The sequence below is a fragment of the Thiohalophilus thiocyanatoxydans genome (assembly GCF_004366735.1).
Lineage (GTDB): Bacteria > Pseudomonadota > Gammaproteobacteria > UBA6429 > Thiohalophilaceae > Thiohalophilus > Thiohalophilus thiocyanatoxydans.
On record NZ_SOQX01000002.1, the window covers coordinates 90,712 to 105,796 of the forward strand.

Consider the following 15,085-nt stretch of genomic DNA (forward strand, 5'->3'; position numbering starts at 1 on the left):
CCATTTACAAAGCAACAACAGAATTTTAGAACCCGAACAACTCGCAAAATGTGGAGAACCGAACAATGGGTAAGATAATCGGAATTGACCTTGGCACCACCAACTCCTGCGTCGCTATCATGGAAAGCGGCAAGGCCAAGGTAATCGAAAACGCAGAAGGTGACCGCACCACGCCCTCCATCGTGGCCTATACCAAGGACGATGAAATCCTGGTGGGCCAGTCTGCCAAGCGTCAGGCCGTCACCAACCCGGAAAATACACTCTTCGCCATCAAGCGCCTGATCGGCCGCAAATTCGAGGATGATGAAGTCCAGAAAGACATCAACATGGTGCCCTACAACATCATCAAGGCCGACAACGGTGACGCCTGGGTGGAAGCCCATGGCAAGAAAATGGCGCCGCCGGAAGTCTCCGCCAAGGTCTTGCAGAAGATGAAAAAATCGGCCGAGGACTACCTCGGCGAGGAAGTGACCGAAGCGGTGATTACCGTGCCGGCCTATTTCAACGACTCCCAGCGTCAGGCCACCAAGGACGCCGGCAAGATCGCCGGGCTGGACGTCAAGCGGATTATCAATGAGCCGACCGCCGCGGCCCTGGCCTACGGCATGGACAAGCAGCGTGGCGATCAGAAAATCGCGGTCTATGACCTGGGTGGCGGGACCTTCGATATTTCCATTATCGAAATCGCCGACATCGACGGCGAGCACCAGATCGAGGTGCTCTCGACCAACGGGGATACCTTCCTCGGCGGCGAGGACTTCGACAAGCGCCTGATCGATTATCTGGCCGAACAGTTCAAGAAGGATCAGGGGATCGATCTCAAGGGCGATCCGCTGGCCATGCAGCGTCTCAAGGAAGGTGCGGAAAAGGCCAAGATCGAGCTCTCTTCCTCGCAACAGACCGAAGTCAATTTGCCGTATATCACGGCCGATGCCAGCGGTCCGAAACACATGAATGTCAAGGTGACCCGGGCCAAGCTCGAATCACTGGTCGAGGAGCTGATCACCCGCTCCACGGAGCCGTGCAAGACCGCGCTCAAGGATGCCGGCCTGTCCGCCTCTGATGTGGATGATGTCATTCTGGTCGGTGGTCAGACCCGCATGCCCAAGGTGCAGGAAGCGGTCAAGGAGTTCTTCGGCAAGGATCCGCGCAAGGACGTGAATCCGGACGAAGCCGTGGCCCTGGGCGCCGCCATTCAGGCCGGTGTACTGGGCGGCGACGTCAAGGACGTGCTGCTGCTCGACGTCACCCCGCTGTCGCTGGGGATCGAAACCCTGGGCGGCGTGATGACCAAGCTGATCGAAAAGAACACCACGATCCCGACCAAGGCGAACCAGGTGTTCTCGACTGCCGACGACAACCAGACCGCGGTGACCGTGCACGTGTTGCAGGGTGAACGCGAACGGGCCGACGCCAACAAGTCGCTGGGACGGTTTGATCTGCAGGATATTCCGCCGGCGCCGCGCGGTATGCCGCAGATCGAGGTCACCTTCGATATCGATGCCAACGGTATCCTGAATGTCTCTGCCAAGGACAAGGCGACCGGCAAGGAAAACAAGATCGTGATCAAGGCCTCCAGCGGCCTGACCGACGAGGAAGTCGAACAGATGGTCAAGGATGCCGAGGCTCACGCGGCCGAGGATCAGAAATTCCACGAAACGGTCGATGCCCGCAATCAGGCCGATAACCTGATCCATTCCACCCGCAAGTCCATGGAAGAGCTGGGTGACAAGCTGGAAGCCGACGAGAAGGAGAAGATCGAGGCGGCCATCAAGGATCTGGAAGAAGCCATGAACGGCAACGACAAGGACGAGATTGAGGCCAAGACCAAGGCGCTGACCGATGCCTCGGCCAAGATGGCCGAACGGCTCTATGCCGAACAGGGTGCTGCCGGTGCGCAGGGCGGCGCGGAAGCCGGCTCCGAAGCCAGCGGTGAACAGGCCGAGGAAGACGTGGTCGATGCCGAATTCGAGGAAGTGGACGACAACAAGAAATAAGTCGCCTCTTTCCCGGCAGACGATCCACTGGCTGGATGCAGGAAACTGTATCCAGCCAATTGCTGTTTAAGTTTCGGTGTTACAGGATGACGGGAATATCACTACTGAATACACTGAAAGACACTGTAAAATAGCGTTAGCTATTTAGTTGATCCGGTGTTTTCGGTGGCGACAACTCTCGTAGACGGATATTTTGCGATTTATCAGGCGCGGCACTGCGTTTGATGAACTGGTTTCAGGATACATGCAGTGACACATTGAATGTGGACTGCGTTCATTCACTACAAAGTAATAATGATTATGGCTAAACGCGACTATTACGAAGCACTGGGCGTCTCCAAGAATGCCAGCGATGATGAAATCAAAAAGGCATTCAAACGGATGGCAATGAAATATCATCCGGATCGTAATCCGGATGACGAAGAGTCCCTGGAAAAATTCAAGGAGGCCCGCGAAGCCTATGACGTGCTGAGCGATCCGCAAAAGCGGGCGGCTTATGATCAATTCGGTCATGCCGGCGTGGATGGCTCGGCCGGCGGCGGCGCCGGCTTTGGCGGCGGTGGTTTCGGGGGTGCCAGCTTCAGTGACATCTTCGGCGACGTGTTTGGCGATATTTTTGGTGGCGGCGGTGGCGGCCAGCGGGTCTATCGCGGCGCCGATCTGCGTTACAACCTGGAATTGACCCTGGAAGAAGCCGCCAAGGGCACCGAGGTCAGCGTCCGGCTTCCCACGCATGTCGCTTGCGAGGAGTGTGACGGCAGCGGCGCGAAGAAGGGCAGTTCACCGACCAGCTGCTCGACCTGCGGGGGGCTGGGCCAGGTGCGGATGCAGCAGGGCTTTTTCTCGTTGCAACAGGCCTGTCCGCACTGTCAGGGTACGGGCGAGATCATCACCGATCCCTGTACTGTTTGCCATGGTCAGGGCCGGGTCGAGAAAACCCGCACGCTGTCGGTCAAGGTCCCGGCCGGGGTGGACAACGGCGATCGTATCCGTCTGGCCGGGGAAGGTGAAGCCGGCGAGAACGGCGGCCCGCCCGGCGATCTCTATGTGCACATTCACGTCAAGGAACATCCCATCTTCCAGCGCGATGGCAGCGATCTGCATTGTGAAGTTCCGGTCAGCATCGGTGTCGCCGCCCTGGGCGGCGAGCTGGAAGTCCCGACCCTGGAGGGGCGGGTCAAGCTCAAGGTGCCGCCGGAAAGCCAGAACGGCAAACAGTTTCGCATGCGCGGTAAGGGGGTCAAATCGGTCCGCGGCGGTCCCGTCGGCGATCTGCTGTGCCGCATCGCGGTGGAGACGCCGGTCAACCTTACCAACCGGCAAAAAGAGCTGCTGCAGCAGCTCGACGAGTCCATGCAGGAAGACGGGATCAAGCACAGCCCGCGTGCCGCCTCCTGGCTGGATGGGGTGAAAAAATTCTTTGAAGACATGAAATCCTGATATTATCGGTCTTCAAGGAAGAAGCCTGCGGGTCGATACCCTCAGGTATAACAATAAATTCTGGAGTCGAAATGGGGCTGCTCGACGATCTGAAGAACCAGGCCAACGACCAGCGTGCCCGGGAAGCACGCGAAAAGGAACGTTGGGAACAGCTGGAACAGTCCTATCAGGACGAGATCCATCCGCGGATGGCCGAGATCTACCAGTACCTGAATGAGCTGGTAAAACATCTCAATTATCTGCAGCCTGAAACCCGGGCCCGCTACCCGCTTCTGCCCCAGGGCAACTTCTGTACGTTGTTTCAGCGCGACTACAAAATCACCATCGACAGTACGCGCCAGACCAGGAAAATTACCCTCACCTGCAAGGCCGAGCTGCCCGAACCGGTACGCTTTTATCTCGAGGGTAAGGAGAAGGTCCTGCGTCAGCAGGAAGTTCTCGACAGCTTTAAACTGCGCCACGATCGCAAGGAGTACAAGGACGACAACTACGAACTGCTGGGCGCGGATTTCAAGCTCGAGGGGCCAATGAACATCAGTATCTATTTTGTTGGTGACATCGAGACCTCGTCGGTCAACCTGTTGATGAGCAATTTTGAGCAGCCGGGGGTGATCAAGCATGTGCTCAAGGCCCGCCACCTGAACCAGGAATTTCTCGACAAACTGGGCAGCTACCTGTTGCGCAAGGACGATCAGTTCCTCAACCTGGATATCAGCGATGACCACAAGCAGACGATTCGGCAGATGCTGGAACAGGAGCGGCTGCGGCGCGAGCAGGAGATCGCGGAAATGGAGCGCCAGGCCAGAGACGAACAGGATGCCGGCAAGCCATCCCGTCGTCTTATGGGATTCTTCAATAAAGACAAATAACGTCCGGTTTGAAACCGGACGGCTAACCCCCTAATATTCACTGCTTCAGTCTTTTCGATGTCGATAAACGGAGTCACATATGACCAGGGTGGCAATCACCGGGGCGTCCGGCCGCATGGGCCGGACCTTGTTGGAGGCAACGCATCAAAATGCTGATGCGCAAGTCAGCGCGGCTGTGGATCGGCCGGGCAGCAGCATGGTCGGCGTGGATGCCGGTGAGCTGGCGGGTCTCGGTAAGCTCGGGATCAAGGTCGATGACAGCCTGAGCCGGATAGTGGATCAGTTTGACGTACTGATCGACTTTACCCGTCCCGAAGCGAGCATGTTACATCTGGATATCTGCCGTGCCGCCGGCAAGCGCATGGTCATTGGTACGACCGGTTTTACCGAGGAGCAAAAAGAGCAGATTGCCCATACCGCCGAGCATATCGGCATCGTTTTTGCCCCCAATATGAGTGTCGGGGTCAATCTCTCTTTCAAATTACTGGATATCGCCGCCCGGGTGCTGGGTGACAGTGTGGATGTCGAGATCATTGAGGCGCACCACCGGCATAAAGTGGATGCCCCTTCCGGTACCGCCCTGCGTATGGGCGAGGTGGTGGCCGATGCCCTGGGCCGGGATCTGGGCGAGTGTGCTGTATTTGGTCGCGAAGGCAATACCGGCGAACGGGAGCGGCAGACGATCGGTTTCGAAACGATCCGCGCCGGCGACATCGTCGGTGAGCATACCGTGATGTTTGCCGGGGAGGGGGAACGGATCGAACTCACCCACAAGGCCTCCAGCCGGATGACCTTTGCCCACGGTGCCGTGCGCGCGGCCAACTGGATCATGCAACATGAGCACGGCCTGTTCGATATGCAGGATGTGCTGGGCTTACGCCATATCCAGTGACGGGGTACGAGGGACGAGGCGACAATCCCCCTATTCGTTGTGCTCCGGGCAGACCGGGTTGCCCGTTGGGTCAGTTTTTCTTTTCAAAATCAAGTGGTTGTGTTTCCGTTTTTATTCCTCGTTCCTCGTCCCTCGTCCCTCGTTACTTGTGGTTACAAGACCAGTTGGTTAGAATAGAAAGGGTCTGAATTTAAGGTCAGATCGACAAATTGAATCGAAATTTTGCATAGCGGGAGACTCCAGATTGGTATCTCCCGCTTTTTGCAGGCGCCACGCGCAAGGGAGGATTCTTGAAAAAACCGGCACTGCTGGCGTTGGAAGACGGTACCATTTTTCACGGGGATTCGATCGGCATAGACGGTCAGACCGTGGGCGAGGTGGTGTTCAACACCGCGATGACCGGTTATCAGGAGATTCTGACCGATCCCTCCTACGCCAAACAGCTCGTTACCCTGACCTATCCCCACATTGGCAACGTCGGTGCCAATCATGAGGACGAAGAATCCCGCGCCGTATTCGCCGAGGGCCTGATCATTCGCGATCTGCCGCTGGTCGCCAGTAACTGGCGCAGCCAGGAAACCCTCGACAATTATCTGCAGCGCAACAACGTGGTCGGGATTGCCAACATCGATACCCGCAAGCTGACCCGCATCCTGCGCGAAAAGGGCGCCCAGAACGGCTGCATCATGGCCGGCAACAGCATTGACGAGAAACAGGCGCTGCAGGCCGCGCGGGAATTTCCCGGCCTCAAGGGGATGGACCTGGCCAAAGAGGTCACCACCGGCACGGCCTATGACTGGCTGGAAGGGGTGTGGAACCCCGGCGAGGGGTATCCCAATGTCCCCGCCATGGTTGAAGAGGCGCTCCCCTACCGGGTGGTCGCCTATGATTTTGGCGTCAAGCGCAACATCCTGCGCCTGCTGGTCAATCGCGGCTGCCGGGTGACGGTGGTGCCGGCGACAACCCCGGCCGAGGACGTGCTGGCCATGGACCCGGACGGGATCTTCCTCTCCAACGGACCGGGCGATCCCGAGCCCTGCGACTATGCCATCGAGGCGATCCGGCAGATCCTCGACAAGGGCGTGCCGCTATTCGGCATCTGTCTCGGCCATCAGTTGCTGGGGCTGGCCAGTGGCGCCAAAAGCGTCAAAATGAAGTTTGGTCACCATGGCGCCAACCATCCGGTCCAGGACCTGCAAAGCAAGCAGGTGATGATCACCAGCCAGAACCATGGCTTTGCCATCGACGAGGAATCCCTGCCAAAGAATGTTGTGGCGACGCACCGCTCGTTGTTCGACGGCACGCTACAGGGCGTGGCCTGCACCGACCGCCCGGCGTTCAGTTTTCAGGGGCACCCCGAAGCCAGTCCGGGGCCGCATGATCTTTCGCCATTGTTCGACAAGTTCATCGAACTGATTGAGTCCGCCAATGAACGCAAATAAACGTTAATTCAATACTACAAAATGGATTTTGCAGGTAAACAGAACCAATTTAATAACATTCATTTGCGTCCATTTGCGTTAATTCGCGGACCGAATATAGAGTAAAAAAATGCCAAAACGTACCGACATCAAAAGCATCCTCATCGTCGGCGCCGGGCCGATTGTTATCGGTCAGGCCTGTGAGTTTGACTACTCCGGCGCGCAGGCGTGCAAGGCGCTGAAGGAAGAGGGTTACCGCGTCATTCTGGTCAATTCCAATCCGGCCACGATCATGACCGATCCGGAGATGGCCGACCGTACCTATATTGAACCGGTGGAGTGGACCACCGTGCGCAACATCATCGCCAGCGAACGTCCCGATGCCCTGTTACCCACCATGGGCGGCCAGACCGCACTGAACTGTGCCCTGGATCTGGATCGCGAAGGGGTGCTGGAGGAGTACGGCGTGGAACTGATCGGTGCCTCCATGGATGCCATCGACAAGGCCGAGGATCGGGATCGTTTCCGCAAGGCGATGCGCAAGATCGGACTCGAGTTGCCCCATTCGGAAGTGGCCTACAACATGGACGAAGCCAACGAGGTGCAGAAGAAGATCGGTTTTCCGGCAATTATCCGTCCCTCCTTTACTATGGGCGGCAGCGGTGGCGGCATCGCCTACAACAAGGAGGAGTTTGTCGAGATCTGCGAGCGCGGTCTGGAGCTGTCGCCGACCAACGAACTGTTGATCGAGGAGTCGGCACTGGGCTGGAAGGAATACGAAATGGAGGTGGTGCGGGATCACAAGGATAACTGCATCATCATCTGCTCCATCGAGAACCTCGACCCGATGGGCGTGCATACCGGTGACTCGATCACCGTGGCCCCGGCCCAGACCCTGACCGACAAGGAATACCAGATCATGCGCGACGCCTCGCTGGCGGTGCTGCGCGAGATCGGGGTGGATACCGGCGGCTCCAATGTACAGTTTGCCATCAACCCCGACGATGGTCGCATGATCATCATTGAGATGAACCCCCGGGTCTCCCGCTCCTCGGCGCTGGCCTCCAAGGCCACCGGTTTTCCGATTGCCAAGGTGGCCGCCAAGCTGGCGGTCGGCTATACCCTGGACGAGTTGCAGAACGAGATTACCGGCGGCGCCACACCGGCCTCCTTCGAGCCGAGTATCGACTACGTGGTGACCAAGATACCGCGGTTTACCTTCGAGAAATTCCCTCAGGCCGAAGCCCGTCTCACCACCCAGATGAAATCGGTGGGCGAGGTGATGGCCATCGGTCGTACCCAGCAGGAGTCGCTGCAAAAAGCCCTGCGCGGTCTGGAGACCGGCGCCGACGGCTTTAATGAAATGGTGGATCTCAACGACGACGATGCGCTGGAGAAGATCCGTGCCCAGTTAAAGAATACCGGACCCGAGCGTATATGGTATGTGGGCGATGCCTTCCGGGCCGGTTTCAGCGTCGAAGACGTGCACGAGATGACGGCGATCGATCCCTGGTTCCTGGTCCAGATCGAAGAGCTCATTCAGCTCGAAGCACAGGTTCGCGAGGGCGGCATGAAGGGACTGAGCGCCGAACGCATGCGCGAACTCAAACGCAAGGGCTTTGCCGACACCCGCCTGGCCAAACTGGTCGGGGTCAGCGAGAAGGTGCTGCGCCAGCATCGCTACGAGCTGGATGTGCGCCCGGTCTACAAACGGGTCGATACCTGCGCCGCCGAGTTTGCGACCAATACCGCCTACATGTACTCCACCTATGAGGAAGAGTGCGAGGCCGATGTCTCCGATCGCAAAAAGATCATGGTGCTCGGCGGCGGGCCCAACCGCATCGGTCAGGGCATCGAATTCGACTACTGCTGCGTGCATGCCGCGCTGGCCATGCGCGATGACGGTTACGAGACCATTATGGTCAACTGCAATCCCGAAACCGTCTCCACCGACTATGATACGTCGGACCGGCTCTATTTTGAGCCGCTGACCCTGGAAGATGTGCTGGGGTTGATCGAAATTGAAAAGCCCACCGGCATCATCGTGCAATACGGCGGCCAGACACCGCTCAAGCTGGCTCGGGATCTGGAAGAGGCCGGCGCGCCGATCATCGGCACCTCGCCTGACTCCATCGATCTGGCCGAGGACCGGGAACGCTTCCAGGCGATGATCGACAAGCTTAACCTGCAACAACCGCCCAATCGCACGGCGCGCAGTGAAGAGGAGGCCATGAAACTGGCCGAGGAGATCGGTTACCCGCTGGTGGTCCGGCCCTCCTATGTGCTCGGTGGCCGGGCGATGGAGATCGTCTACCAGCCCGAGGATCTGGATCGCTATATGCGCACGGCGGTCGAAGTCTATCCCGATGCCCCGGTATTGCTGGACCGTTTCCTGGACGATGCCATCGAAGTGGATGTGGATGCGGTCTGTGATGGCGAGACCGTGGTGATCGGGGGCATCATGCAGCATATTGAGCAGGCCGGCGTTCACTCCGGTGACTCGGCCTGTTCCCTGCCGCCTTACAGTCTGAGTGCGGCGGTTCAGGATCGGATTCGCGAACAGGTCAAGGCCATGGCTATCGAGCTGAAGGTGGTCGGCCTGATGAACGCCCAGCTCGCCGTGCAGGGTGACAAGATCTTCGTCATCGAGGTCAATCCGCGCGCCTCGCGCACGGTCCCGTTTGTCTCCAAGACGGTGGGATTGCCGCTGGCCAAGATCGCCGCGCGCTGCATGGCTGGCACGACCCTGGCGGAGCAGGGTATAACGGCCGAGCGGATTCCGCCCTATTATTCGGTCAAGGAAGCGGTGTTCCCGTTTATCAAATTCCCGGGCGTGGATCCCCTGCTGGGTCCCGAGATGAAATCCACCGGCGAGGTGATGGGTGTGGGGCGCAGTTTCGGGGAAGCCTTCGGGCGGGCCCAACTGGGCGCCGGCGTGGCCCTGCCGGCCGCCGGGACTGCCTTTGTCAGCGTCCGCGATGTGGACAAGAGCGCGGTGGTTGACGTGGCCCGGGATCTGGTCGAGCTCGGTTTCAACCTGGTGGCCACCCGCGGCACCTCGGACGTGTTGAGTGAAGCCGGTGTGACCAATCAACGGGTCAACAAGGTCAATGAGGGCCGTCCCGATATCGTCGATATGATCAAGAATGATGAAATCAATTTCATCGTGAATACCACCGAAGGCAAGCAGGCGATTGCGGACTCCTACGAAATCCGCCGCCAGGCGTTGAACCACAAGGTGGGCTACACTACGACCGTGGCCGGCGCGCGAGCAACCTGCGAGGCGCTGCGTCATCTGGAAAATATCAAGGTACATTGTTTGCAGGATCTGCATCAGGAGATGAATGCATGAGTCGTCAACCGATGACCGCCGCCGGCGCCGACAAACTGCGCGCCGAGCTCAAGGATCTCAAAAGCGTCCAGCGCCCGAAGGTGATCGAGGCGATCGCTACCGCGCGCGAGCACGGCGATCTGAAGGAAAACGCCGAGTACCATGCCGCGCGTGAACAGCAGAGTTTCATCGAAGGCCGGATCAAGGAGATCGAGGCGGCCCTGTCCAACTCCGAAATCATCGACGTGCAGGCGGTGGGCAAGAACGCCGGCGGCAAGGTCGTGTTCGGCGCCACCGTCGAGTTGTACGATATCGAGAACGACAAGGAAGTGACCTACCAGATCGTCGGCGAGCAGGAAGCGGATATCAAACAGAACCTGATCTCCATCACCTCCCCCATCGCCCGCGCCCTGATCGGCAAGATCGAAGGCGACGAAGTCACCGTCCAGGCACCGGGCGGCGACCGCGACTACGAAATCGTGTCGGTCAAGTACATTTAGCCGGGGCACTGGGAATAAACGCAGAGGGCGCGGAGGCGCGGAGAGAAATAATTTTGAACGTTGAATTTTAAATTATGAATTAGGTTTGGTATTGAATTCAGCACTCAACATTTAAAACTCAAAATGGTTTTATTTCCTCTGCGTCTTTGCGCCTCCGCGTCCTCCGCGTTATTTTCCAGTGAACTCTCTACAGGATGATGTCGATGAATTACGCGATTCCTGAACGCATTGCCCTGACCCTGTGGGTCGGGGGGATGTGGATTGCCGGTTATCTGGTGGCGCCGATGTTGTTCTCGGTGCTGGAGGATCGGGCGCTGGCCGGGATGCTGGCGGGCAAGCTGTTTACCGCCATGAGTTATGTGGGCCTGGTGTGCGCGGTGTTGTTGCTGTTGATTCAGACCCGCAAGCCGACGCCGAAGGGCTGGCGCGAATGGCGCCGCGGTTTGCTGCTGGTGATGTTGCTGGTGATCGTGATTGGCGAGTTTGTCTTGCAGCCGATGATGGCCGAGCTCAAGGCGGCGGGACTGGAAGCAGGCAGCGCGGCGCAGCAACGCTTCGGGATGCTGCACGGCATCTCCTCGAGCCTGTTTCTGTTCAACAGTCTGGCGGGGCTGGTACTGGTGATCTTCGGGCTGGAGCCGGATACTCAGCGCGGCAGCTGAATTTTGGGCTCTTCGGCCGGCCGGTAGAAAACGGCGACATGGCCGATCAGTTGCACCTGCTCGGCCTGGCTCTGTGCGCTGATTTGTTCAATGAGTTGCTGACGCTCTTCGCGATCGGCCGCATTGACCCGTACCTTGATCAGCTCATGATGGGCCAGGGCATTGTCGACCTCGGCGAGGATGTTCTCGCCCAGGCCGTGCTGGCCGACAATGACGACCGGCTTGAGGTGATGGGCGCGCTGGCGCAGGAATTTTTTCTGGTTGCTGGTCAGGGACATGAAAATTGAGAATCCAGATGGTGAAGACCGTAAATTGTACCAATTCATACCCCCACTGACGACTGCCAACTGCTAACTGACGACTGGAATTCCCATGGCTCGTTCCAAAACCAGTAAAAAATGGCTCAATGAGCATTTTGACGATCCCTATGTGAAAAAGGCGCAGCAGGAGGGCTGGCGCAGTCGTGCCATCTACAAGCTGATCGAAATCGACGAGCGGGACAAACTGCTCAAGCCCGGCATGACGGTGGTGGACCTGGGCGCGGCCCCCGGCGGCTGGTCGGAATATGCCGCGCGACAAGTCGGCGACAAGGGGCGGGTGATTGCGCTGGATCTGCTGCCCATGGATCCGATCGCCGGGGCCGAATTTATTGAAGGGGATTTTCACGAAGAGCCGGTCTATGAGCGCCTGCTCGCGGCACTCGACGCGCGCCCGGTGGACCTTGTAATGTCCGACATGGCCCCCAATATGAGTGGTATGAAAGCCGTCGATCAGCCGCGGGCCATGTACCTGGCCGAATTGAGTCTGGAGCTGGCGCAAAAAGTCCTCAAGCCGGGCGGGGATATGCTGATCAAGGCGTTCACTGGCGAAGGCCTGGATGAATTTAAACGCGAAATCCGGCAACATTTCGCAAAACTGATTGTCCGAAAACCGAAGGCTTCACGGGCCCGATCTCCCGAGATTTATCTGCTGGCGAGGGGCTATAATGTGTAGTAGTGTATTTTGCATGACAGCAAACGCCTGTGATGGCAGGCCATGAGGTAGACCATTGAACGACTTGACCAAGAATATTTTGTTGTGGGTGATCGTGGCGATTATCCTGATGTCGGTGTTTCAGAATATGAGCACGACAACCCCGGCGACTGAAAAGCCCTATTCGCAATTCATGGAGGATGTGAAAAGCGGTCAGGTGATGGAGGTCACCATTCAGGGACGGGACATTACCGGCCGTACTCAGGGTGGGGAGAAGTTCAAAACCTACAGTCCTGAAACGGACAATGGCGCGATGATTGGCGATTTGATGAAGCACAACGTGCAAATCAAGGCCAAGCCGCCCGAGCAGTCCATCTGGACCCAGATCTTCATCTCCTGGTTCCCGTTCCTGCTGATCATCGGCCTGTGGATCTTCTTCATGCGCCAGATGCAGGGTGGCGGCGGTGGCCGGGGGGCCATGTCGTTCGGCAAGAGCAAGGCCCGCATGCTGGGTGACGATCAGGTCAATATCCGCTTCAACGATGTGGCCGGCTGTGACGAGGCCAAGGATGAAGTGCAGGAGCTGGTCGAATTCCTGCGCGATCCGGGCAAGTTCCAGAAGCTGGGCGGGATGATCCCGCGCGGTGTCCTGATGGTCGGTCCGCCGGGGACTGGTAAGACGCTGCTCGCCAAGGCGATCGCCGGCGAGGCCAAGGTGCCGTTCTTTACCATCTCCGGTTCCGACTTTGTGGAAATGTTCGTCGGCGTCGGTGCCTCGCGTGTACGTGACATGTTCGAGCAGGCCAAGAAGCAGGCGCCGTGCATCATCTTCATCGACGAAATCGATGCGGTCGGCCGTCATCGCGGTGCCGGTCTGGGCGGCGGGCATGACGAGCGCGAACAGACGCTTAACCAGTTGCTGGTGGAAATGGACGGTTTTGAAGGCAACGAGGGCGTGATCGTCATCGCTGCCACCAACCGTCCTGACGTGCTGGATCCGGCATTGCTGCGTCCCGGTCGTTTCGATCGCCAGGTGGTGGTGCCGCTGCCCGACATGCGTGGCCGCGAACATATCCTCAAGGTCCACATGCGCAAGGTACCGGTGGGCGATGATGTCGAGCCCATGGTGATTGCCCGCGGCACACCCGGCTTCTCCGGGGCCGATCTGGCCAACCTGGTTAACGAGGCGGCCCTGTTTGCCGCGCGCGGCAACAAGCGCCTGGTCAGCATGGAAGAGTTCGAGAAAGCCAAGGACAAGATCATGATGGGCGCCGAGCGCAAGTCCATGGTGATGAACGAGGAAGAGAAAAAGCTCACCGCCTATCACGAGGCCGGTCACGCCATCGTGGGGCTGAGTGTGCCGTCGCATGATCCGGTCTACAAGGTCAGTATTATTCCCCGTGGCCGGGCGCTGGGCGTGACCATGTTCCTGCCCGAAGAGGATCGCTACAGTTACACCAAGGAGCGGCTGCAGAGCCAGATTGCCTCGCTGTTCGGCGGACGCCTGGCCGAGGAGCTGATCTTCGGCCACGAGCACGTCACCACCGGCGCCTCCAACGATATCCAGCGTACCACCGAGATCGCCCGCAACATGGTGACCAAGTGGGGACTCTCCGATCGCCTCGGGCCGATGACCTATGGCGAGGATGAAGGGGAGGTGTTCCTCGGTCATTCGGTGACCCAGCACAAGAATCTCTCCGATGAGACCGCGCATATTATCGATGAGGAGATCCGCTCCGTCATCGATCACAACTACCAGCGGGCCAAGACGGTACTGACCAACAATATGGACAAGCTGCACCTGATGGCGCAGGCCCTGATCAAGTATGAAACCATCGACAAGCGGCAGATCGACGCCATTATGGCCGGCAATGAGCCACCGCCGCCTGCCGACTGGGATGATGATCATGAACCGCCGCACAGCCCCTCCGGTGACGAGGACAAGAAAACCTCCCGCACCGACAAAGGGGAGGGCCAGATCGGTGGTCCGGCCGGCGAACACTGAAGCATACCGCCGTCAAGCGCGATCAACGCCCCGTTCTCACGGGGCGTTTTTCGTTCCATGGTTTGCATGTGGCCGATCCCGGTCGGTGAATGCTGGTAAACTACGCCAGAAGATAAGCAAAACAAATGACCCGTCGCGACGGGTCAGGGTGAATCCATCAGCATGTCGTTAGATCTCAGTCCCGAACAGTGGCCCCTGATCATGGGGATTCTCAATGTGACCCCCGATTCTTTCTCCGACGGCGGCCGCTTCAACCGGCCCCGGGCGGCAATCGAGCGGGTGCGACAGATGATCGGCGAAGGCGCCGACATGATCGATATCGGCGGCGAATCGACCCGCCCGGGCGCGCCGGCCGTTTCGCAGGAGACAGAGCTGGCGCGGGTGATTCCGGTGATCGAGGCGATCCGCCGCGACAGTGATATCCCGATCTCGGTGGACACCAGCAAGCCGGCGGTGATGCGCGCGGCGGTGGCGGCCGGCGCCAGCCTGATCAACGATGTGCGGGCGCTGCAGGACCCCGGCGCGCTGGAGACCGTGGCGGAACTGGGGGTGCCCGTCTGCCTGATGCATATGCAGGGGCAGCCGCGGACCATGCAGAGCCGTCCGCAGTATGAGGATGTGGTGGAGGAGGTTCTGGCGTTTTTGCTGCAGCGGATCGACGCCTGCCAGCGTGCGGGGATCGGGCAGGACAAGCTGATTCTGGATCCCGGTTTCGGGTTCGGTAAAACCGTGGCACATAACCTGACGCTGTTTCACCATCTGGGGCGTTTTGTCGATACCGGTTATCCGCTGCTGGTGGGCGTCTCGCGCAAATCGCTGATCGGCAAACTGCTGGACGAGCGCCCGGTGGAAGAGCGCCTCGCGGGCAGTCTCGCCCTGGCAACGCTGGCCGGCTGGCTGGGGGCGGCGGTTCTGCGGGTACACGATGTGCGCGAGACCGCCGATGCCCGGGCGATGTGCCGCGCTGTGCAACAGGCCTGAGTATGGCAACGTTGT

General features: G+C 58.9%; 12 protein-coding genes. 11 read left to right on the plus strand and 1 reads right to left on the minus strand.

The genetic code is table 11. The annotated features are described in order from the left end of the window. Positions 1–65: 65 nt before the first annotated feature. From dnaK to EDC23_RS04130, 8 genes are all read left to right on the plus strand, one after another. Positions 66–1,997: a molecular chaperone DnaK gene (gene dnaK, locus EDC23_RS04095; RefSeq protein WP_134081473.1), complete on the plus strand. Its 1,932-nt coding sequence runs from the start codon at positions 66–68 to the stop codon at positions 1,995–1,997. Between the two features lie 294 nt (positions 1,998–2,291). Further along, positions 2,292–3,437 carry a molecular chaperone DnaJ gene (gene dnaJ / locus EDC23_RS04100; protein WP_279585916.1) on the plus strand — a complete coding sequence of 382 codons (1,146 nt, stop codon included), beginning with the start codon at positions 2,292–2,294 and terminating at the stop codon, positions 3,435–3,437. Positions 3,438–3,508: 71 nt separating this feature from the next. After that, a complete protein-coding gene (locus EDC23_RS04105) occupies positions 3,509–4,306 on the plus strand; it encodes a hypothetical protein (RefSeq protein ID WP_134081478.1) in 798 nt (265 codons plus the stop codon). A 79-nt stretch (positions 4,307–4,385) separates the two neighbouring features. Continuing rightward, a complete protein-coding gene (gene dapB / locus EDC23_RS04110; protein WP_134081480.1) occupies positions 4,386–5,198 on the plus strand; it encodes a 4-hydroxy-tetrahydrodipicolinate reductase in 813 nt (270 codons plus the stop codon). A gap of 290 nt (positions 5,199–5,488) precedes the next feature. Continuing rightward, on the plus strand, positions 5,489–6,640 hold the full coding sequence (gene carA, locus EDC23_RS04115) for a glutamine-hydrolyzing carbamoyl-phosphate synthase small subunit (protein WP_134081482.1): 1,152 nt from the start codon (positions 5,489–5,491) through the stop codon (positions 6,638–6,640). 109 nt (positions 6,641–6,749) lie between these two features. Continuing rightward, entirely contained in the window at positions 6,750–9,971 is a 3,222-nt protein-coding gene (gene carB / locus EDC23_RS04120) for a carbamoyl-phosphate synthase large subunit (RefSeq protein ID WP_134081484.1), read from the plus strand. Further along, positions 9,968–10,450 (plus strand): transcription elongation factor GreA, encoded by a 483-nt coding sequence (gene greA, locus EDC23_RS04125; RefSeq protein WP_134081486.1) that lies wholly within the window; start codon positions 9,968–9,970, stop codon positions 10,448–10,450. The genes carB and greA overlap by 4 nt, the downstream gene beginning before the upstream one ends. Before the next feature lie 203 nt (positions 10,451–10,653). Next, positions 10,654–11,112 carry a DUF4149 domain-containing protein gene (locus tag EDC23_RS04130; RefSeq protein WP_208321275.1) on the plus strand — a complete coding sequence of 153 codons (459 nt, stop codon included), beginning with the start codon at positions 10,654–10,656 and terminating at the stop codon, positions 11,110–11,112. On the opposite strand, the gene yhbY is transcribed toward EDC23_RS04130, so the two are convergent. After that, on the minus strand, positions 11,097–11,390 hold the full coding sequence (yhbY, locus tag EDC23_RS04135) for a ribosome assembly RNA-binding protein YhbY (RefSeq protein ID WP_134081488.1): 294 nt from the start codon (positions 11,388–11,390) through the stop codon (positions 11,097–11,099). The two genes, EDC23_RS04130 and yhbY, sit on opposite strands and share 16 nt — an antisense overlap. 94 nt (positions 11,391–11,484) lie before the next feature. On the opposite strand from yhbY, the gene rlmE reads away from it, so the two are divergent. The 3 genes from rlmE to folP all read left to right on the plus strand — a co-directional run bounded on the left by rlmE (position 11,485) and on the right by folP (position 15,070). Next, entirely contained in the window at positions 11,485–12,105 is a 621-nt protein-coding gene (gene rlmE, locus EDC23_RS04140; protein WP_134081490.1) for a 23S rRNA (uridine(2552)-2'-O)-methyltransferase RlmE, read from the plus strand. 55 nt (positions 12,106–12,160) lie between these two features. Next, positions 12,161–14,089 (plus strand): ATP-dependent zinc metalloprotease FtsH, encoded by a 1,929-nt coding sequence (gene ftsH / locus EDC23_RS04145; RefSeq protein WP_134081492.1) that lies wholly within the window; start codon positions 12,161–12,163, stop codon positions 14,087–14,089. A gap of 162 nt (positions 14,090–14,251) precedes the next feature. After that, positions 14,252–15,070 carry a dihydropteroate synthase gene (folP, locus tag EDC23_RS04150; RefSeq protein ID WP_243830711.1) on the plus strand — a complete coding sequence of 273 codons (819 nt, stop codon included), beginning with the start codon at positions 14,252–14,254 and terminating at the stop codon, positions 15,068–15,070. Positions 15,071–15,085: the final 15 nt, after the last annotated feature.